This window comes from Streptomyces sp. NPDC056527, from assembly GCF_042794475.1.
GTDB lineage: Bacteria > Actinomycetota > Actinomycetes > Streptomycetales > Streptomycetaceae > Streptomyces.
This window is the reverse complement of record NZ_JBHTTQ010000128.1, coordinates 1-18,792: the sequence shown is the minus strand read 5'-3', so window position 1 is coordinate 18,792 and position 18,792 is coordinate 1. Positions and strand designations below refer to the sequence as shown.

The 18,792-nt window shown below is 70.8% G+C and carries 18 protein-coding genes; 1 reads left to right on the top strand and 17 read right to left on the bottom strand.

The window, feature by feature from the left end; genetic code table 11:
• Nucleotides 1-41: 41 nt before the first annotated feature.
• From nusB to ACFQ7Q_RS34050, 14 genes are all read right to left on the bottom strand, one after another.
• The gene (gene nusB / locus ACFQ7Q_RS34115; protein ID WP_376444042.1) at nucleotides 42-473 is read right to left on the bottom strand and encodes a transcription antitermination factor NusB; all 432 of its coding nucleotides are present in this window, start codon (nucleotides 471-473) and stop codon (nucleotides 42-44) included.
• A gap of 2 nt (nucleotides 474-475) precedes the next feature.
• Complete coding sequence (efp, locus tag ACFQ7Q_RS34110) at nucleotides 476-1,042, bottom strand: elongation factor P (RefSeq protein ID WP_383562047.1); 567 nt, start codon at nucleotides 1,040-1,042, stop codon at nucleotides 476-478.
• 49 nt (nucleotides 1,043-1,091) lie between these two features.
• Nucleotides 1,092-2,198: an aminopeptidase P family protein gene (locus ACFQ7Q_RS34105; RefSeq protein WP_383562045.1), complete on the bottom strand. Its 1,107-nt coding sequence runs from the start codon at nucleotides 2,196-2,198 to the stop codon at nucleotides 1,092-1,094.
• 78 nt (nucleotides 2,199-2,276) lie between these two features.
• Complete coding sequence (locus ACFQ7Q_RS34100; RefSeq protein WP_383562043.1) at nucleotides 2,277-3,137, bottom strand: AAA family ATPase; 861 nt, start codon at nucleotides 3,135-3,137, stop codon at nucleotides 2,277-2,279.
• Between the two features lie 129 nt (nucleotides 3,138-3,266).
• A complete protein-coding gene (gene aroQ, locus ACFQ7Q_RS34095; protein ID WP_383562041.1) occupies nucleotides 3,267-3,713 on the bottom strand; it encodes a type II 3-dehydroquinate dehydratase in 447 nt (148 codons plus the stop codon).
• Nucleotides 3,710-4,804 (bottom strand): 3-dehydroquinate synthase, encoded by a 1,095-nt coding sequence (aroB, locus tag ACFQ7Q_RS34090; protein WP_383562039.1) that lies wholly within the window; start codon nucleotides 4,802-4,804, stop codon nucleotides 3,710-3,712. The genes aroQ and aroB overlap by 4 nt, the downstream gene beginning before the upstream one ends.
• Nucleotides 4,801-5,286 carry a shikimate kinase gene (locus tag ACFQ7Q_RS34085; protein ID WP_383562051.1) on the bottom strand — a complete coding sequence of 162 codons (486 nt, stop codon included), beginning with the start codon at nucleotides 5,284-5,286 and terminating at the stop codon, nucleotides 4,801-4,803. The genes aroB and ACFQ7Q_RS34085 overlap by 4 nt, the downstream gene beginning before the upstream one ends.
• A 29-nt stretch (nucleotides 5,287-5,315) precedes the next feature.
• A complete protein-coding gene (aroC, locus tag ACFQ7Q_RS34080; RefSeq protein ID WP_383562037.1) occupies nucleotides 5,316-6,500 on the bottom strand; it encodes a chorismate synthase in 1,185 nt (394 codons plus the stop codon).
• Between the two features lie 177 nt (nucleotides 6,501-6,677).
• The gene (locus ACFQ7Q_RS34075; protein ID WP_383562035.1) at nucleotides 6,678-7,508 is read right to left on the bottom strand and encodes a shikimate dehydrogenase; all 831 of its coding nucleotides are present in this window, start codon (nucleotides 7,506-7,508) and stop codon (nucleotides 6,678-6,680) included.
• A complete protein-coding gene (gene mltG, locus ACFQ7Q_RS34070) occupies nucleotides 7,508-9,253 on the bottom strand; it encodes an endolytic transglycosylase MltG (protein ID WP_383562033.1) in 1,746 nt (581 codons plus the stop codon). The genes ACFQ7Q_RS34075 and mltG overlap by 1 nt, the downstream gene beginning before the upstream one ends.
• A 101-nt stretch (nucleotides 9,254-9,354) precedes the next feature.
• Entirely contained in the window at nucleotides 9,355-9,819 is a 465-nt protein-coding gene (gene ruvX / locus ACFQ7Q_RS34065) for a Holliday junction resolvase RuvX (protein WP_383562049.1), read from the bottom strand.
• A 2-nt stretch (nucleotides 9,820-9,821) separates the two neighbouring features.
• Nucleotides 9,822-12,491, bottom strand: coding sequence for an alanine--tRNA ligase (gene alaS, locus ACFQ7Q_RS34060; protein WP_383562031.1), 2,670 nt, complete (start codon nucleotides 12,489-12,491; stop codon nucleotides 9,822-9,824).
• Complete coding sequence (locus tag ACFQ7Q_RS34055) at nucleotides 12,491-12,841, bottom strand: DUF6167 family protein (protein WP_383562029.1); 351 nt, start codon at nucleotides 12,839-12,841, stop codon at nucleotides 12,491-12,493. The genes alaS and ACFQ7Q_RS34055 overlap by 1 nt, the downstream gene beginning before the upstream one ends.
• A 6-nt stretch (nucleotides 12,842-12,847) precedes the next feature.
• Nucleotides 12,848-13,279 carry a DUF948 domain-containing protein gene (locus tag ACFQ7Q_RS34050; protein ID WP_376444014.1) on the bottom strand — a complete coding sequence of 144 codons (432 nt, stop codon included), beginning with the start codon at nucleotides 13,277-13,279 and terminating at the stop codon, nucleotides 12,848-12,850.
• Between the two features lie 171 nt (nucleotides 13,280-13,450).
• Here ACFQ7Q_RS34050 and ACFQ7Q_RS34045 point away from each other — a divergent pair, with 171 nt between their 5' ends.
• Nucleotides 13,451-15,583, top strand: a complete 2,133-nt coding sequence (locus ACFQ7Q_RS34045) for an ATP-binding protein (protein ID WP_383562027.1) — start codon at nucleotides 13,451-13,453, stop codon at nucleotides 15,581-15,583.
• A gap of 80 nt (nucleotides 15,584-15,663) precedes the next feature.
• Here ACFQ7Q_RS34045 and rpsD read toward each other — a convergent pair whose 3' ends face one another.
• The 3 genes from rpsD to ACFQ7Q_RS34030 all read right to left on the bottom strand — a co-directional run bounded on the left by rpsD (nucleotide 15,664) and on the right by ACFQ7Q_RS34030 (nucleotide 18,643).
• Nucleotides 15,664-16,278 (bottom strand): 30S ribosomal protein S4, encoded by a 615-nt coding sequence (rpsD, locus tag ACFQ7Q_RS34040; RefSeq protein WP_158985446.1) that lies wholly within the window; start codon nucleotides 16,276-16,278, stop codon nucleotides 15,664-15,666.
• A 356-nt stretch (nucleotides 16,279-16,634) separates the two neighbouring features.
• A complete protein-coding gene (locus tag ACFQ7Q_RS34035; protein WP_383562025.1) occupies nucleotides 16,635-17,987 on the bottom strand; it encodes a replication-associated recombination protein A in 1,353 nt (450 codons plus the stop codon).
• Nucleotides 17,988-18,031: 44 nt separating this feature from the next.
• Complete coding sequence (locus ACFQ7Q_RS34030; protein WP_383562023.1) at nucleotides 18,032-18,643, bottom strand: vitamin K epoxide reductase family protein; 612 nt, start codon at nucleotides 18,641-18,643, stop codon at nucleotides 18,032-18,034.
• Between the last annotated feature and the right edge of the window lie 149 nt (nucleotides 18,644-18,792).

Below are 18,792 nucleotides of genomic sequence, written 5' to 3'. Positions count from 1 at the left end.
CCGCAGCACATCGCGCTGCGGGCCCCTTCGGCTGCCGGGGGCTAGGCGTCCCGGCGAAGGCGCGGCTTCAGGTCCTTGAAGCGGGCCAGGAGGCCGTTGACGAAGGTCGGCGACTCGTCGGTGGAGAACTCCTTGGCGAGCTGCACCGCCTCGTCGATCGCCACGGCGTCCGGCGTCTCGTCGGCCCAGATCAGCTCGTACGCGCCGAGGCGCACGATGTTCCGGTCGGCGACCGGCATACGGTCCAGGTCCCAGTCCACCGCGTAGGTGGCGATGAGCTCGTCGATCCGGTTCGCGTGGTCCGCGTATCCCTCGACCAGCTGCATCGTGAACTCGTTGACCGGCGGCTGACGGTCGTCGGACCGTGCGTGCCGGACCCAGTCCGCGAGGACCTGCTGCACGGACGCACCGCGCTGGTCGGCCTCGAAGAGGATCTGGAAGGCGCGCTTACGGGCCTTGCTGCGGGCAGCCACGGTTAGCTGTTCACCCGGCCGAGGTAGTCGCTCGTGCGGGTGTCGACCTTGATCTTCTCACCGGTGGTGATGAAGAGCGGGACCTGGATCTCGTGGCCGGTCTCCAGCGTGGCGGGCTTGGTGCCGCCGGTGGAGCGGTCGCCCTGGACGCCCGGGTCGGTGTGCTGGATGGTCAGCTCGACGGCGGCGGGGAGCTCGACGTAGAGCACCGAGCCCTCGTGCTGCGCGACCGAGGCGGTGAAGCCCTCGATCAGGAAGTTGGCGGCGTCGCCGACGGCCTTGCGCTCGACCATCAGCTGGTCGTAGGTCTGCATGTCCATGAAGACGAAGTAGTCGCCGTCCATGTACGAGAACTGCATGTCGCGGCGGTCGATGGTGGCCGTCTCGACCTTCACACCGGCGTTGAAGGTCTTGTCGACGACCTTGCCGGAGAGCACGTTCTTGAGCTTGGTGCGCACGAAGGCCGGGCCCTTGCCGGGCTTGACGTGCTGGAACTCGACGACGGACCAGAGCTGGTCCCCGTCGAGCTTGAGCACCATGCCGTTCTTGAGGTCGTTCGTGGAAGCCACGGTTGCGGAATCTCCTGGACTGACGTGGGACCAGGGAGGCGTACGCGCCCTACAGCGCGAGCAGCTCCTTGGTCGTAATGGTGAGTAGCTCGGGTCCGCCGTCCGCCTCCTGGCGCACGACGAGCGTGTCATCGATCCGGACCCCGCCCCGGCCCGGGAGGTGGACCCCCGGTTCGACGGTGACCGGCACACAAGCGTCCAGTTTACCCATGGCCGAGGGTGCGAGCTGCGGGTCCTCGTCGATTTCAAGACCGACACCGTGCCCGGTGAGGGAAGGAACGGCCTCTCCGTGGCCCGCGGCGTCCAGGATCTGGCGGGCCGCGCGGTCCACGTCGCGGTACTCCGCTCCGGGGGCCAGTGACTCCCGGCCCGCCCGCTGAGCGGCGAAGACGAGGTCGTAGAGCTCGATCTGCCAGTCCGCGGGGGTGGTTCCGATGACGAACGTACGGCCGATCTCGCAGCGGTAGCCGCGGTAGTTGGCGCCGAGGCAGACGGAGAGGAAATCTCCCTCCTCGACCCGGCGGTCGGAGGGCCGGTGGCCGCCCCGGCCGGAGTTGGGACCGGTTGCCACGGAGGTCGGGAAGGCGGCGCCGTCCGCGCCGTGGTCGACGAGCCGGCGCTCCAGCTCCAGCGCGAGATGCCGCTCGGTCCGCCCGACCAGGATGGACTCCAGCAGCTCTCCCAGGGCCTGGTCGGCGATCTCGGCCGCGATCCGCAGACAGGCGATCTCGTCCTCGTCCTTCACGATCCTCAGCTGCTCCACGGCTCCGCCGAGATCGGCGAGGTGGAGCTGCGGCGCGACCGAGCCCATGGCGCGGTGGCGGGCCACGGTCAGATGGTGTTCCTCGACGGCGAGGGCGTCCGCACCGGCCTTGCGGGCGAAGTCGACGGCCGCGACGGCCGGATCCCCGCCGGCCGCGGGCAGCACCGCCTGTCGGAGCAGCTCGTCGAGCCGTCCGTCGGCCGGATCGCCGCCCGGCGCGGTGGGGCAGAGCAGTACGTCCTCGTCCGGGCCGATCAGCAGCACGGCCCCGAGGGGCGAACCGCCCGCGAGATAGCGGACGTTGGCGGGGCGGGAGACCAGGGCCGCCGGGGCGCCGGCCGCCGCGCACCGGTCGCGCAGCCGCACCCGGCGGTCCGCATACACCTCTGACATGCTCCGAGCCTACGAGGGGCGGGCCGCCCTGGCCTGCTCAGCGCGGCCGACCGGGCCATCGGCGGCCGCCTCGGGCCGTCACCAGGCGGGTGGGCTCGCTATGGACCGGGCCAGGACCTCGTCGAGGACGCGGGCGGTGGTCTCGACGTCGTACTTGGAGTTGTCGATGATCGGCAGGCCGGAGCCGTACCAGCCGGCCATCCGGCCGTGGATGGAGGCGACCTCCTCGTCCGAGAGACGTCTGTTTCCGCTGCGCTCGGCGTTGCGCTCCAGGACGATCTCCAGGCCCGGCAGGAGCACCACCGGAAGCAGTCCGGGGCCGACGTGCCGCTTCCAGCCGCCGAGGCCCACGACGGGGCGGTCGGGGAAGACGGCGTCGTCGAGGATGCACGAGATGCCGTTGGCGAGGAAGTTACGGGCGGCGAAGCCGCAGGTGCGGCGGGCGAGGCGGTACTGGGCCTCGGAGTGTTCGTTCCAGCCGGACTGGGGGTCGGCGAAGCCGGAGCAGACCCACTCGCGGACGTCGTCGAGGCTGATGTGCGCGGTCGGCACGCGGCGGCGCTTGGCCCAGTGGCGGGCGACGGTCGTCTTGCCGGCGCCCGCGGGGCCGATCAGGAGGACGGCGAGGGTCGCCGTGCCGGTGCCGGGCTCGGCGGCATGCGGCGCGGGTATGGCGACGGGGGGCAGCTGCACGTGCCCGGTGGTGGTGTCGCGCGGCATCGGTGCCGGCTGTCCGGGATGCGGCGGCACTCCGCCGGTCGTCCAGCCGGGTGCGGGCGGCGCGGCCGGGTGCGGCGCCTGCGAGGGGCCGGGAGGGACGGGGTGGGGGTGCGGGTGCGGTGCTTGGTGTCCGCCCTGCGCCATCGGAGGTCGCCCGGCGCCCTGCGCCCATGCCGTGGGTTCGGGCGGTGGCAACGGAGCCCCCACTGCGTGCTGCATCCGGTGCCACTCCGTCTCGTACGGCCGATACTTCCAGGAACGTTACCGCCCCCGGCTCCCACAGGGGGAACGGCCGGGGGCGGTCCGAAGTGCCCTACGAGGCGATCTCGCCTCCGGGGCCGCTCGCTGTCAGTCGGTCAGTTCCTCCGCCAGCGCCCGCAGGGCGAGTCGGTAGGAGCCGATCCCGAATCCGGCCACGGTCCCGGTCGCGACCGCGGCGACGACCGAGGTGTGCCGGAACTCCTCCCGGGTGTACGGGTTCGAGATGTGCACCTCGATCAGCGGCGCGGTCCGCTGGGCGGCCGCGTCGCGCATCCCGTACGAGTAGTGCGTGAAGGCACCCGGGTTGAGAACGACCGGGATCGCGCCGTCGGCGGCCTCGTGCAGCCAGCGGATCATCTCGCCCTCGTCGTTGGTCTCCCGGACGTCGACGTCGAAGCCGAGCTCGGTCCCGAGGGCCCGGCAGGACTCCACCAGGCCCTTGTACGACGTGGCGCCGTAGATGTCGGGCTCACGGGAGCCGAGCCGGCCGAGGTTCGGGCCGTTCAGCACGAGGACGCGACGGAGGTCGCTCACGCGGACACCTCGCCGTAGGCCGCGATCAGCACGGACGGGTCCGGGCCTTCGAGCACGGTCGGCTTGCCGAGCCCGTCGAGGACGATGAACCGCAGCAGGTCGCCACGGGACTTCTTGTCGACCTTCATGGTCTCCAGGAGCTTGGGCCACTGGTCACCTCGGTAGGTGAGCGGCAGGCCGACCGACTCCAGGACCGTGCGGTGGCGGTCGGCGGTGGCGTCGTCGAGCCGGCCGGCCAGCCGGCCGAGCTCGGCGGCGAAGACCATGCCGACGGAGACGGCCGCGCCGTGCCGCCACTTGTACCGCTCGTTCTTCTCGATCGCGTGGGCGAGCGTGTGTCCGTAGTTCAGGATCTCGCGCAGGCCCGACTCCTTGAGGTCGCCGGAGACGACCTCCGCCTTGACCTTGATCGAGCGGACGATCAGCTCGGCGGTGTGCGGTCCGTTCGGCGTGCGGGCCCCCTGCGGGTCCGCCTCCACGAGGTCGAGGATCACCGGGTCGGCGATGAAACCGGCCTTGATGATCTCCGCCATGCCGCTGACGTAGTCGTTGACCGGCAGCGAGTCCAGCGCGGCCAGGTCGCACAGGACGCCGGCGGGCGGGTGGAAGGAGCCGACGAGGTTCTTGCCCTCGGCGGTGTTGATGCCCGTCTTCCCACCGACGGCCGCGTCGACCATGCCGAGGACCGTGGTCGGCACGGCGATCCAGCGGACGCCACGCAGCCAGGTGGCGGCCACGAAGCCTGCCAGGTCGGTCGTCGAGCCACCGCCGACGCCGACGATGACGTCGGTGCGGGTGAAGCCGGTCTGGCCGAGCGCCTTCCAGCAGTAGGCCGCGACCTCGGCGGTCTTGGCCTCCTCGGCGTTGGGCACCTGGATGGCGACGGCCTCGAAACCCTGGTCGGCGAGGTCGGCCCGCAGGGCCTCACCCGTCTCGGCCAGCGCCTCCGGGTGGATCACTGCGACGCGCTTGGCCTTCTGCCCGATCAGGGCGGGCAGCTCGGCGAGCAGCTGCCGCCCGACCAGCACCTCGTACGGATCCGTGCCCGCCGAACCGCCGACCTGGATTCGGGTCACTTCCTGGTCCGTCATACGTCCTTCTTCAACTCCAGAGCGTCGAGGACCGCGTCCGCGACCTCTTCGGGGGTGCGGTCGTCGGTGGCGACGACGACCCGGGCGACTTCGGTGTAGAGGTGGCGGCGCGCCTCCATCAGCTCGCGCCACTGGCGGCGCGGGTTGACGGCGAGCAGCGGCCGCGCGGTGTTGAGGCCGACACGGCGTACGGCCTCCTCGACGTCCATCGAGAGATAGGCGACCGGCAGTCCGGTGAGGAGCTCGCGGGTACCGGCGTCGAGGACCGCACCGCCGCCGAGCGCGAGGACGCCCTCGTGCTCGGCGACCGCGGTCCGTACGGCCTCGCGCTCCAGGGCGCGGAAGCGGTCCTCGCCGTCCTCGATGAAGATGTCCGAGATCTCACGGCCCTGGGCGGCGACGATGTCGGCGTCGGTGTCCCGGTAGGGCGCGCCGAGCAGCTCGGCGAGGAGCGCGCCCACCGTGGACTTGCCGGACCCCATGGGCCCGACCAGGACGACCTGCGGTCCGGTCACCGGATCTGCAGGTTGTCGAGGTACGACTGGACGTTGCGGCGGGTCTCCGGGACGCTGTCGCCGCCGAACTTCTCGACGACGGCGTCCGCGAGGACGAGCGCGACCATGGCCTCGGCGACGATGCCGGCGGCGGGCACGGCACAGACGTCGGAGCGCTGGTGGTGGGCCTGGGTGGCCTCGCCGGTGGCGACGTCGACGGTGGCGAGCGCGCGCGGGACGGTCGCGATCGGCTTCATCGCGGCGCGGACGCGGAGCAGCTCGCCGGTGGTCAGACCGCCCTCGGTGCCGCCGGAGCGGCCGGTGGTGCGCTTGATGCCGTCTGCGGTCCGCACGATCTCGTCGTGCGCCTTCGAGCCGGGCACGCGGGCGAGCTCGAAGCCGTCGCCGACCTCGACGCCCTTGATGGCCTGGATGCCCATGAGCGCGGCGGCGAGCCGCGCGTCGAGGCGGCGGTCCCAGTGGACGTGGGAGCCGAGGCCGACGGGCACGCCGTACGCCAGGACCTCGACGACGCCGCCGAGGGTGTCGCCGTCCTTGTGGGCCTGGTCGATCTCCGCGACCATCGCCTTCGACGCGTCCGCGTCGAGGCAGCGCACGGGGTCGGCGTCGAGCTTCTCGACGTCGGCGGGGGTCGGGTAGACGCCGTACGGGGCCTTGGCGGCCGCGAGCTCCACCACGTGGGAGACGATCTCGATACCCGCGGCCTCCTTGATGAAGGACCGGGCGACGGCGCCGAGGGCCACACGGGCGGCGGTCTCACGGGCGCTGGCGCGCTCCAGGATCGGCCGGGCCTCGTCGAAGCCGTACTTCTGCATACCGGCGAGGTCGGCGTGGCCGGGGCGGGGCCGGGTCAGGGGCGCGTTGCGGCCCGTCTCCTTGAGCTCGGCCGGGTCGACCGGGTCGGCCGCCATGACCTTCTCCCACTTGGGCCACTCGGTGTTGCCGACCATCACGGCGATCGGCGAGCCGAGGGAGAGCCCGTGCCGGACGCCGCCCAGGAAGGTGATCTCGTCCTGCTCGAACTTCATGCGCGCGCCACGCCCATAGCCGAGACGCCGCCGCGCGAGGTGGTCCGCCACCAGCTCCGTGGTGACCGGGACACCGGCGGGAAGACCCTCCAGCGTCGCGACCAGCGCGGGACCGTGCGACTCTCCGGCTGTCAGCCAGCGCAACCTGCTCAACGATGCTCCTCATGCTCGCGCCCAGAACTGCTTGGCGCGACCAGGTGCGCGGCCCTGGCCCGCCGTCATCGATCCTCCCACGTTCGGCGACCGATGCCGGTTCAGGTCCAGTTATCGGACGATGCACGGGACGAATATGTCAGCTGGCGGGGGCCCGACACGGTGTCACGCCATGGGCTACGCGTGGGACGCGAGCGCCTCGGTACCCGCCCGCCGCATCGCCTCCAGCGGCGCCGGGGCTCGACCGGTCATCTGTTCGACCTGGAGGACGGCCTGGTGCACCAGGAGGTCCAGACCGCCGAGTACGGTGCCGCCCCGGGCGGACCAGGCCGCGGCGAGCGGGGTCGGCCAGGGGTGGTAGAGCACGTCGAAGAGGGTGCCGGGAGCGCCGGAGACCGCGGGCGCCAGGTCGTCCGTCGTCCCGGCGGGGGTGGTCGCGATCACGAGCGGGGACGCGAAGGCCTCCGCCGCGCTCCCCCAGTCCGCGGTACGCACGTCCACACCGAGCCGCTCACCCCAGCCGCGCATCTCGTCGGCCCGCGCCTCGCTCCGTACGTAGGCGGTGACGGGGCCCGCGCAGATGCGCGCCAGCGCGGCGAGCGCCGAGGAGGCGGTGGCACCCGCGCCGAGGACGGCGGCGGACTCCACCTTCTCCACACCCCGCTCGCGCAGGGCGGCGACCAGACCGGGGATGTCGGTGTTGTCACCGACGCGGCGGCCGTCCTCGGTGAGGACGACCGTGTTCACCGCCTCCACCGAGGCGGCCGTGTCGCTGATCTCGTCGAGCAGCGGGATGATCGCCCGCTTCAACGGCATGGTCAGCGACAGGCCGGCCCAGGAGCCGTCCAGCCCGGCGACGAACTCGGGCAGCCCGGCCTCGTCGACCTCGAACCGGTCGTACGACCATCCTTCGAGGCCGAGCGCCGCGTAGGCCGCCCGGTGCAGGACCGGGGAGAGCGAGTGGGCGATGGGCGAGCCGAGGACGGCCGCGCGCCGCATCGACGGCATCAGTTCTTCCTTGACTTGTTGAACTCGTTGACGAGCTTCTGGTGTTCGGCGTTCGTCTTGGTGAACTTGGACGTCTTGCCGTCGAGCGAGATGAAGTAGTACCAGCCGTCGCTCGTCGGGTTCACCACGCCCTTCAGTGCCTCGTTGCCCGGGTTTCCGATCGGACCGGGCGGCAGGCCCTTGTAGTAGTACGTGTTGTAGAGGTTGTCGTACTTCCGCAGCTCTTCGAGCGTGAGGTCGATCTTGCTCTGGTTCTTGATGTAGTTGTACGTCGAGTCGAACTCGAGCTTGCCGTAGGTCTGCGGGTTGCTGGGCTTGAGCCGGTTGTAGACGACCTCGGCCATCTTGCGGAAGTCGTCGTGGGAGGTGCCTTCGGCCTGGACGAGGCTCGCGATGGAGATGAGCTCCCAGGGGCTTTCCACCCCGAGCTGCTTCGCCTTGGCCTCGAGGTCGTACTTCGCGAACTCCGCGTTGGAGCGGGAGACCATCTTGCGCAGCACGTCCTCGGGCTTGGCGCCCTTGGCCACCGGGTAGCTCGCCGGGAAGAGGAAGCCCTCCAGCGGGTCCTTGACGTCCTTGTGGTTCTTCGCCCAGTCCGGAAGGCCCAGGTCGTTCACATTCGCCTTGGCTGCGCCCTGCGTCGTACCCGCCTTGAGATCGAGCTTCTTGTCGATCTGCTCGTAGACCCAGACGTTCCGCTTGCCTTCGGGGATCACGAAGTTCGCCTGGCTCGCCGGGTCGAGCATCATCGTGACGGCGCTCTCCGCCGACATCTCCCTCCTCAGCGTGTAGACACCCGCCTGGATCTTGATGCCGTTCGGGTTCTTGCCCTGCGCCGAGACGAAGGCGTCGACGCTCTTGACGACACCCTCCCTCTTGAGGATGTTCCCGATCTCGTAGCCGCCGGCGCCCTTGGGGATCTCGATCTGGACCTCGCCGCTGCCGTCGCCCGCGTAGTCGGGCGCCGCGCCGAACTGGCCCTGCCAGAACTGGTAGCCGAAGTAGCCGATGCCGCCGACACCGCCCGCGAGCACGAGGGCGACGACCAGGCATGCGATGCCGTTCTTGCCCTTCTTGCTCTTCTGGCCCTTGCCGCCCCGCCGGTCGCGGCCGCCCCGCGACGAGCCGTCGTCGGACGGGTCGTCGTCGTAGTCGTCGTCATCGGCGCCGTTCTCGCCGGTGAAGAAGGGGTGCCGCTCCTCTTCCTCGGGCTCCGCCTCCCAGTCGATCACCGGTTCCGGCGGACCCTGCCGCCGGCTCGGAGGCTGCGGCGGCGGGTACGCCTCGGGGGTGCCGTAGAGGTCGGGGTTCTGGCCACCGTACGGATCGGCGGGAGTCGCGCCGTACGGCATGGCCGCCTGACCCGTCTCCCAGCCCGTGTCGTACTGCTGTGCGGGGTACCCGGGCGTGTCGTAGCCCTGCCCGGGATACCCCTGCTGCCCGCCGTACGACTGATTTCCGTACTGCGGCTCGCTGTACTGCTGGGGCTGCTGGTGCTGAGGCTGGTACTGCTGGCCGTATCCCTGCTGGCCGCCCTGGCCGTACTGATCCTGAGCGTACGAGCCCTGGCCGTACTGATCCTGGGCGTACTGGTCCTGACCGAGCTGCCCCTGACCGTACTGGTCCTGGCCGTACTGCGCCTGCTGCGGGTACGGCTGCTGCTGGCCTCCCCATCCCTGGTCCCCGTACAACGGGTCCTCGGGATGCCACGGTTCGGAGCCAGGGCCCCGGCCATACTCAGTCATCGATCCCCAAACAGCCGCGAGGCTTCCGGACGATCCGCCTCTACGTTGTGCGGTAGCTGTTCGAACGCCACCGCATCGCGCGGAACGTTACCGTATCGCGATCAGATGACCACTTCGACGCCCTCGCCGGGCGGATTACCTGATACCCGTTCGGACTCAAGAGCGTTTTGAAGGATGATCACGGCGGCGGCCTGATCGATGACGGACCGGCCCTTCTTCGACTTCACCCCCGAGGCCCTCAGGCCCTGTGTGGCCGTCACCGTCGTCATCCGCTCGTCGACCAGGCGGACCGGGACCGGTGCGATGCCCTTCGCCATCTCCTGCGCGAAGGCGCGGACCTTGGTGGCCGCCGGGCCCTCCCGCCCGCTGAGCGAGCGGGGCAGGCCCACGACGACCTCGATCGGTTCGTACTCCTCGACGATCTGCCTCAGCCGCCGGTGGGCGGCCGGGACGTCACGTCCCGGCACGGTCTCCACCGGAGTGGCGAGGACCCCGTCGGGGTCGCACGAGGCGACCCCGATCCGGGCGTCCCCGACGTCGATCGCGAGTCGACGGCCGCGACGCATCGTCACGCCGTCTCCACCACGAGACGCTCGACGGCCTCGATGGCCTCGCCGATCGCCTCGGGGTTCTGGCCGCCGCCCTGGGCGACGTCCGGCTTGCCGCCACCGCCGCCGCCCAGGGTCTTGGCGGCCGTGCGGACCAGCTCGCCGGCCTTGAGACCGCGCTCGCGGGCGGCCTCGTTGGTGGCGATGACCGTGAGCGGACGACCATTGGCCGTGGTGAAGAGGGCCACGACGGCCGGGCGGTCGCCCGGGATGCGGCCGCGGACGTCGAGGACCAGCTTGCGCAGGTCGTCGGCGGAGGTGCCGTCCGGGACCTGGCCGGTGACGAGCGCGACGCCGCGGACGTCCTTGGCGCCCTCGACGAGACCGGCGGCGGCCTGCAGCACCTTCTCGGCGCGGAACTTCTCGATCTCCTTCTCGGCGTCCTTCAGCTTGCCGAGCATGGCGGAGATCTTCTCCGGCAGCTCCTCGGCGCGGCCCTTGACCAGCTCCTGGAGCTGGGCGACGACCGTGTGCTCACGCGCGAGGAAGTTGTAGGCGTCGACACCGACGAGGGCCTCGACCCGGCGCACGCCGCTGCCGATGGACGACTCGCCGAGCAGCTTCACCAGACCCAGCTGGGCGGTGTTGCCGACGTGCGTACCGCCGCACAGCTCCTTGGAGAAGTCGCCGATGGTGACGACGCGGACCTTCTCGCCGTACTTCTCGCCGAACTCGGCGATGGCGCCCTGGCGCTTGGCCTCGTCGATCGGCATGACCTCGGCGTGGACCTCGAGTTCGCGGGCGAGGACCTCGTTGATCTTCTGCTCGACGTCCGTGAGGACCATCCCGGGCACGGCGTTCGGCGAGCCGAAGTCGAAGCGGAAGCGGCCGGGCGAGTTCTCGGAGCCGGCCTGGGCGGCCGTCGGGCCGAGCGCGTCACGCAGGGCCTGGTGCGTCAGGTGCGTGGCGGAGTGGGCGCGGGCGATGGCGCGGCGGCGGCGGACGTCGATGGCGGCGTACGCGGTCGATCCGACCGTCACCTCGCCGACCTGGACGGAGCCCTTGTGCACGGAGACGCCGGGGACCGGCTGCTGGACGTCGCGGATCTCGATCACGGCGCCGCTGTGCAGCTTGATCCGGCCCTGGTCGGCGAGCTGGCCGCCGCCCTCGGCGTAGAACGGGGTGCGGTCGAGGACGACCTCGACCTCGTCGCCCTCGGAGGCGGCCGGCGACGGGACGCCGTTGACCAGCAGACCGACGACCGTGGTCTCGCCCTCGGTGTTGGTGTAGCCGGTGAACTCGGTGGCGCCGTTGCCGTCCGCGATCTCGCGGTAGGCGGCGACGTCGGCGTGGCCGGTCTTCTTGGCCTTGGCGTCGGCCTTGGCCTTGTCCCGCTGCTCCTGCATGAGTCGGCGGAAGCCGGCCTCGTCCACGGAGAGCCCCTGCTCGGCGGCGATCTCCAGGGTGAGGTCGATCGGGAAGCCCCAGGTGTCGTGGAGCAGGAACGCCTTGTCGCCCGGGAGGACCGTGCTGCCCGCGGCCTTGGTCTCGGTGACGGCGCCGTCGAGGACGTTCGAGCCGGCGTTGAGCGTCTTGAGGAAGCGGGCCTCCTCGGCGAGCGCGACGGTCTCGACACGCTTGCGGTCGGTGATCAGCTCGGGGTACTGCTCGCCCATCGTGTTGATCACGGTGTCCACGAGCTCGCCGACGACCGGGCCGGTGGCGCCGAGCAGGCGCATGTTGCGGATGGCGCGGCGCATGATGCGGCGCAGCACGTATCCACGGCCTTCGTTGCCGGGCGTGACGCCGTCGCCGATGAGCATCACGGACGTACGCATGTGGTCGGCCACCACGCGCAGCGAGACATCGCTCTCGTGGGCCTTGCCGTAGGCGACGCCGGTGAGTTCGGTGGCCTTGTCGATGACGACCTGGAGGGTGTCGGTCTCGTACATGTTCTGTACGCCCTGCAGGATCATCGCCAGGCGCTCGAGACCGAGGCCGGTGTCGATGTTCTTCGACGGCAGCTCGCCGAGGATCGGGAAGTCCTCCTTGCCGGAGCCCTCACCGCGCTCGTACTGCATGAAGACCAGGTTCCAGATCTCCACGTAGCGCTCGTCGTTGACGGCCGGGCCGCCCTCGACGCCGAACTCGGGGCCGCGGTCGTAGTTGATCTCGGAGCACGGTCCGCAGGGGCCGGGGACGCCCATCGACCAGTAGTTGTCCTTCTTGCCGAGGCGCTGGATGCGCTCGGCCGGGACGCCGACGACGTCGCGCCAGATCTGCTCGGCCTCGTCGTCCTCCTGGTAGACGGTGATCCAGAGCTTCTCCGGCTCGAGCCCGTAGCCGCCGTGCTCCACCGAGGTGGTCAGCAGCTCCCAGGCGAGCTTGATGGCGCCTTCCTTGAAGTAGTCGCCGAAGGAGAAGTTGCCGCACATCTGGAAGAACGTGCCGTGGCGGGTGGTCTTGCCGACCTCTTCGATGTCGGGCGTACGCACGCACTTCTGCACGCTGGAGGCGCGCGAGAACGGCGGCTTCACCTCGCCGAGGAAGTACGGCTTGAACGGCACCATGCCTGCGGGGACCAGAAGCAGAGTCGGGTCGTCCGCGATGAGCGACGCCGAAGGCACGACGGTGTGCCCGCGCTCCTCGAAGAAGCTCAGCCAGCGGCGGCGGATTTCAGCCGACTCCATCAGTGGTCCTCATTCCGGTTGTACGAGATCGTGGGGTACGAATGCGTGGTGGTGTCAGGGGTGGCATCGAGCGATGCACTGCGGCGCGGCCCGGGGAGCTCGCGCTCGACCGGCGCGTCCACCGGGGCCTCCAGGCCGAGGGCCTCGCCCAGTTCGGCCTCGCGCTGGACCATGCCCGCCCTGACGTCGAGGGCGAAGTCCTTGAGCCGGTGGCCGGTCTCGATCGCCTTGTTCGCCGCCTGCGCGGCGAGGCTCTCCGGGGTCAGCTGCTTGAGCTTCCGGTTGACCTTGGTGGTGGCCCAGACGCCGGCGGCGGCGCCTGCGGTGAACCAGAACGTACGGCGGAACATCGCGCGTCAGCCCTTCTGCTTCCGGCGTCGCGCGGCCGGCACGGTGCGACCGACGACGACGGTACGTCGCGAGGGCGCCGGCGGCGCCTCGTCACGGCCGCGGCCGAGGGCCTTGCGCACCCCGTAACCGAAGGCCGCGACCTTGACGAGCGGGCCGCCGAAGGTGGAGGCGACGGTGGAGGAGAGCGCCGAGGCGTTGGAGGTGACCTCCTGGACGTCCGAGGCGATCGCGTCGACCCGGTCGAGCTGGGTCTGCGCCGACCGCACGGTGGCGGAGGCGTCGCTCAGCAGCGGGACGGCCTGCTCGGTCACGTCCGCCACCAGCTTGGTGGTCGCCTTGAGCGTCTGCGCCAGCCTCACCAGCACCACGGCGAGGAAGGAGACGAGAATCGCCCAGAACACGGCCACCAGAATCCCGGCAACCTCTCCACCGGTCACTCCGCACCGCTCTCTGCTTGTCGTTGGGCCCTTGCCAAAAGTCGTCCTCCGACCCTATCGCGCCCGGACTCTTTCCCCGTACCGCATTAGCGCTCGTATCGCCGCTCTCGGGAGGGGACTCGTCCGATCCGATTGTACGGAGTGCGTGCGGATGGGTACGCTCCGTGTCCCATGCGAAGGAGCAACCTCCCGGCGGAGCTGAACCGGTTCATCGGACGGGCCGACGAGCGGGCCGAACTGGCCCGGCTCCTGGGGGAATTCCGTCTGGTCACGATCGTCGGGGTGGGCGGTGTCGGCAAGACCCGGCTGGGCCTGAAGGTCGCCTCGACCACGCAGAAACGCTACGTCGACGGGGTGTGGCTGGCCGATCTCTCGGTGCTGCGCGACCCGGATCTGGTGGCCCTCGCCCTGGTCGAGGCGCTGGGGCTGACCGACCACACCCTGCGGACCCCGCAGGAGATCCTGACCGAGCACCTCGCGGAGCGCCGGATCCTGCTGGTCCTCGACGGCTTCGAGCACCTCTTGGCGGAGAGCGCCCCACTCGTACGGGAGTTGCTCCGGCACTCCCCCGGGCTGACCGTGCTCGCGATGGGCCGCCGCCCGCTGCGGGTGGACGGCGAGGCGGTGTTCACGCTGGCGCCGATGGGCGAGACGGACGGGGTGGGCCTGTTCGAGGAGCGGGCGCGGGCCGCCGGTGCGCCCGGCGGGCCGGACGACCGGGACCCCGCCGTCGTGCACGAGTTGTGCCGCAGGCTCGACGGGATCCCGCTGGCCCTGGAGCTGGCGGCCGCCCGGATGCCGCTGCTCACGGTGGAGCAGGTGCTGCATCGGCTCGACGACCGGTTCCGGCTGCTGACGGACGGATCGCGCAGCGGGCTGCCGCGCCACCAGACGCTGCGGACGGCCATCGGCTGGAGCCATGAGCTCTGCACCCCGCCGGAGCGGCTGCTGTGGGCACGGCTCTCCGTCTTCGCCGGACCGTTCGATCTGGAGGCGGTGGAGTACGTGTGCGGCGGCCCCGGCCTGCCGGCGGACGAGGTCCTGGAGGTGCTCGGCGGTCTGATCGCCCAGTCGCTGGTCTCGCGCGAGGACACCGCCGCGGGTCCGCGCTACCGGATCCTGGACACCGTTTCCGCGTACGGGGCGGAGTGGCTGGCGGCGCTCGACGACACGGAGCGGATGCGACGCCGGCACCGCGACTGGTACATGGGGCTGGCCACCTGGTGCGAGCTGGAGTGGTTCAGCCCGCGCCAGGCCGAGGTCGCCGCCTGCACGGACGCGGCGCTGCCGAATCTGCGGGCGGCCATGGAGCTCTGCCTGGAGCAGCCGGACGAGGCCCATCTGGCGCAGCATCTCGCCGGGACGCTCTGGTTCTACTGGGCGGGGTGCGGGCGGCTCGCGGAAGGCAGGCACTGGCTGGACCGGGCACTGGCACTCGGCTCGGAGCACGAGGACGCCCGGCTGAAGGCGCTGTGGGTGCTCGGCTATGTGGCGATCCTGCAGGGGGACAGCACGGCGGCGGTCGCGGCGCTCCACGAGTGCGGCGAGCGGGCCCGCTCGGTCGGCAACCCGGTCGCGGAGGCGTACGCGACGCACCGGATGGGCTGCCTGGCCCTGCTCTCCGACGACATGCCCCGCGCGGAGGAGCTGATCGGCAGCGCGCTGGAGGCGTACCGGGAGCTCGGCGAGCTCAACAGCAATGTGCTGATGGGTCAGGTCGAGCTGGCGATGGCCCGGGTCTTCCAGGGGGATCTGGAGAGCGCGGTCGCGCTGTGCGCCGAGGTGCGGGAGATCTGCGAGGAGCGCGGCGAGCGCTGGACCAGGGCGTACGCGCTCTATGTACTGGCGTACGCGGCGTGGTGCGGGGGCGACCACGAGGACGCGCGGACGCTGCTCGCGGAGTGCGTGACCATCAACCACACCTTCCACGATCTGGTGGGTCTGGTGCTGGGGATCGAGCTGCTCGCGCTGGTGACGGCGAGCCAGGGTGATCCGGCGGAGGCGGCGGTGCTGCAGGGTGCGGCGCTGCCGGTGTGGGACTCGGTGGGTCTGCAGCTGTTCGGCTCGGGTTACTTCAACGGAGCGCGGGCGCTGTGCGAGCGGCAGGCCGGCGAGGTGCTGGGCGCGGAGCGCTACGGGGCGTCGGTCCGGGAGGGGCAGCGGCTCTCGTTGGACGCGGCGGTGGACCGGGCGCTCAGCGAGCGCCGGGATCCGGCGACGCGCATCGCGGGCCCGCGGGCGCCTCGGCCGTTCCGCACGGCGGGTGCCGGACACACGGAAGCCCGCCGGCTTCCCCACCGGTAAGGGCGGGGAAGCGGCGGGCTGAACACCGCGAGGGTGGTACTACTCCCCCAGCGCTGCCGCTGGGGGTGCCCCCAGCTGGATCAGCGGGCGTAGTACTCGACGACCAGCTGCTCGTCGCAGATGACCGGGATTTCCTTGCGGTTCGGGTCGCGGTCGAGGCGGAAGGCCAGGGCCTTCAGGTTGACCTGCAGGTAGCGCGGGGTCTCACCGTCGGCGGCGAAGCCACCCTCACGGGCCACCTGGAACAGGGGCTTCTCGCGGGAGCGCTCGCGGACCATCACGACGTCGTCGGGACGGACACGGAACGACGGCTTGTCGACCTTGCCACCGTTGACCTGGATGTGACCGTGCACGACCATCTGGCGGGCCTGGTAGATGGTGCGGGCGATGCCCGAACGCAGGACCAGGGCGTCGAGGCGACGCTCGAGCTCGACGACCAGCGCCTCGCCCGTCTTGCCCTCGGCCTTCTTGGCGCGGTCGTAGGCGCGCGCCATCTGGCGCTCGCTGATGTCGTACTGCGCGCGCAGACGCTGCTTCTCGAGCAGACGGACCTTGTAGTCCGAGTTCTGCTTGCGGCCACGGCCGTGCTCGCCCGGCGGGTAGGGGCGGGCCTCGAAGTACTTGACGGCCTTCGGGGTCAGCGCGATGCCGAGGGCACGCGACTTCTTGACCTTGGGACGGGACTGGTTCGGCATGAACCAACCTCTCTATCTGTACGAATACGGCTTCACCAGGGTTAGAGGAGGTCGCATCCGCAGCCGGGGAAACCCTTGCGGTCGTCAAGGACCTGTCGGGCAGCCGCTCCCTGGTCTGGGCACATACGTGCAGCACGCGAACGGCCCATCGCCTGATCCCGGGGGTCCGGGGAGGTGATGGGTTGCCCGCGACACCTTCGAAGGTGCGCGACACTCCTGGAGATCCCGCCCTGAGGCGGGGCTCCGGCTGCCTGTCTCGTTCTGGTGGCGCCGGCCGAAGCCGGACACGAGACGCAGCACTCCGCACGAGTGTACCGGGTCGGCAGGGGCCCCGTGCACGCTCCCCGGTCCTCCTGTCAGCCGTCGCCCCGAAGCCTCTCCCGTACCTTCTCCACCACGTCGGCGTACCGCGCCTCCGCGCCGTAGCGGGTCGGCTCGTAGTAGCGCTTGCCGTGGACCGCGTCCGGTGCGTACTGCTGGGCCGCGATACCGCCGGGGACGTCGTGCGGGTAGACGTACCCCTGGGCATGGCCCAGCTTGGCCGCGCCCTTGTAGTGGCCGTCGCGCAGATGCGCGGGGACCGGGCCCGCCAGACCGTTCCGTACGTCCGCCTGGGCCGCGAAGATCGCGGTCGTCGCCGCGTTCGACTTCGGGGCCAGGGCCAGGGCGATCGTGGCGTGGCTCAGGGTCAGCGCCGCCTCGGGGAAGCCGATCATGGCGACCGCCTGGGCGGCCGCGACCGCCGTCGGCAGAGCCGTCGGGTCGGCCAGGCCGATGTCCTCGCTGGCCGAGATCATCAGACGGCGGGCGATGAACCGGGGGTCCTCCCCCGCCTCGATCATCCGGGCCAGATAGTGCAGCGCCGCGTCCACGTCCGAGCCCCGGATGGACTTGATGAGCGCGCTGGCCACGTCGTAGTGCTGGTCGCCGTCCCGGTCGTACTTCACCGCCGCCCGGTCGACGGTCTCCTCGACGGTCTGGAGCGTGATCTCCGGCTCGCCCTTGGCGATGGCCGAGCCCGCGGCCGCCTCCAGGGCGGTCAGCGCGCGCCGCGCGTCGCCGCCGGCGATCCGCAGCAGATGCGCCTCGGCGTCCTCGGGCAGGGTGACCGCCCCGCCGAGCCCGCGGTCCTCGGTGAGGGCGCGCTTCAGCAGGTCACGAAGGTCGTCGTCGGTGAGCGGCTCCAGCGTGAGCAGCAGGGAACGCGAGAGCAGGGGGGAGATGATCGAGAAGTACGGATTCTCGGTCGTCGCCGCGATCAGTGTCACCCAGCGGTTCTCCACCGCCGGGAGCAGCGAGTCCTGCTGGGCCTTGGAGAAGCGGTGGATCTCGTCGAGGAAGAGGACGGTCTCCTTGCCGAAGCCGCCGGCGGCCCGCCGGGCCCCCTCGATGACGGCGCGGACCTCCTTGACGCCCGCGGTGATCGCGGAGAGCTCCACGAAGCGCTTGTTGGTCGCCTTGGAGACGACGTACGCGAGGGTGGTCTTCCCGATGCCGGGAGGCCCCCACAGGATCACGGACGAGCCCCCCGCGGGGCCTCCGTCGCCCTCCCCCACCAGCCGCCGCAGGGGGGATCCCGGCTTGAGCAGATGCTGCTGGCCGAGGACTTCGTCGAGGGTGCGCGGACGCATCCGTACGGCCAGGGGGCTGGCGGACGGGTCCTTCTCCTGGCGTTCTTCGGCGGCTGCGGTAAAGAGGTCGGGCTCCACGTCATGAAGCCTAGGTCACGCCACCGACAGTCCCGCCCCGCCGGTCAGGAGGTCCAGAAGTCCCACCAGCGCGTCAGGATCAGCATCCCGATGATCCCGATGTGCAGGACGGGCAGCACCCAGGTGAACTCGTCGAAGAAGGTCCGCAGGCCCCGGGGGGCGGGAATCACGCCGTTGCGGACGTTGTGCGAGGTCACGTACCAGAACATGACGATAGTGGCGACCCAGGCCAGGCAGCACCAGAGGCAGAGCGCGTTGATCTCGTACAGCGACTGGTACATCAGCCACGTGCAGAACCCGACGCCGAACAGCGTGCCCGCGTTCAGCCCGAGCCAGTACCAGCGGCGGTAGCGGGCGCCCGCGAGGAGGGCGACGCCGATGGCGATCACCATCGCGTAGGTGACGAGACCGAGCATCGGGTTCGGGAAGCCGAAGACCGACGCCTGCTCGCTCTTCATGATGTTGCCGCAGGAGACGATCGGGTTGAGGCTGCAGCCCGGGGTGAAGTTCGGGTCCTCGAGGAGCTTGAACTTGTCGATCGTGATGACCCAGGCGGCGAGCAGGCCCGCGGCTCCGGTGATCACCAGCAGCCAGGCGAAGGCACGGCTCGCGCCGATCGTGCCGCGCGCCGACTCGTCAACCGCTGCGTCTGTCATATCCCCGATCCATCACTCGCCGGCTTGTGGCCACGGTCCTGCTGGGCATGGGCCTTCTGGGCACGGTCATTGTGCCGCACAGGGGTCACTGTCCACCGTTCGGTGGACATAAGGACGACCGGGGCCCGGCCGCGCGCGGCGGTCCGGGC

Excerpts from the sequence above, each read along its gene's own strand:
- ACFQ7Q_RS34085 (WP_383562051.1), bottom strand. The coding sequence starts at position 5,286 with ATGGGGTCCGGCAAGTCCACGGTGGGCGCGCTCCTCGCCGAGCTGCTC.
- rpsD (WP_158985446.1), bottom strand. The coding sequence starts at position 16,278 with ATGCCGAACCAGTCCCGTCCCAAGGTCAAGAAGTCGCGTGCCCTCGGC.
- ACFQ7Q_RS34030 (WP_383562023.1), bottom strand. The coding sequence starts at position 18,643 with ATGACAGACGCAGCGGTTGACGAGTCGGCGCGCGGCACGATCGGCGCG.
- alaS (WP_383562031.1), bottom strand. The coding sequence starts at position 12,491 with ATGGAGTCGGCTGAAATCCGCCGCCGCTGGCTGAGCTTCTTCGAGGAG.
- ruvX (WP_383562049.1), bottom strand. The coding sequence starts at position 9,819 with ATGCGTCGCGGCCGTCGACTCGCGATCGACGTCGGGGACGCCCGGATC.
- ACFQ7Q_RS34105 (WP_383562045.1), bottom strand. The coding sequence starts at position 2,198 with ATGTCAGAGGTGTATGCGGACCGCCGGGTGCGGCTGCGCGACCGGTGC.
- ACFQ7Q_RS34075 (WP_383562035.1), bottom strand. The coding sequence starts at position 7,508 with ATGCCGTCGATGCGGCGCGCGGCCGTCCTCGGCTCGCCCATCGCCCAC.
- aroB (WP_383562039.1), bottom strand. The coding sequence starts at position 4,804 with ATGACGGACCAGGAAGTGACCCGAATCCAGGTCGGCGGTTCGGCGGGC.
- ACFQ7Q_RS34045 (WP_383562027.1), top strand. The coding sequence starts at position 13,451 with ATGCGAAGGAGCAACCTCCCGGCGGAGCTGAACCGGTTCATCGGACGG.
- ACFQ7Q_RS34055 (WP_383562029.1), bottom strand. The coding sequence starts at position 12,841 with ATGTTCCGCCGTACGTTCTGGTTCACCGCAGGCGCCGCCGCCGGCGTC.
- mltG (WP_383562033.1), bottom strand. The coding sequence starts at position 9,253 with ATGACTGAGTATGGCCGGGGCCCTGGCTCCGAACCGTGGCATCCCGAG.
- ACFQ7Q_RS34100 (WP_383562043.1), bottom strand. The coding sequence starts at position 3,137 with ATGCAGCACGCAGTGGGGGCTCCGTTGCCACCGCCCGAACCCACGGCA.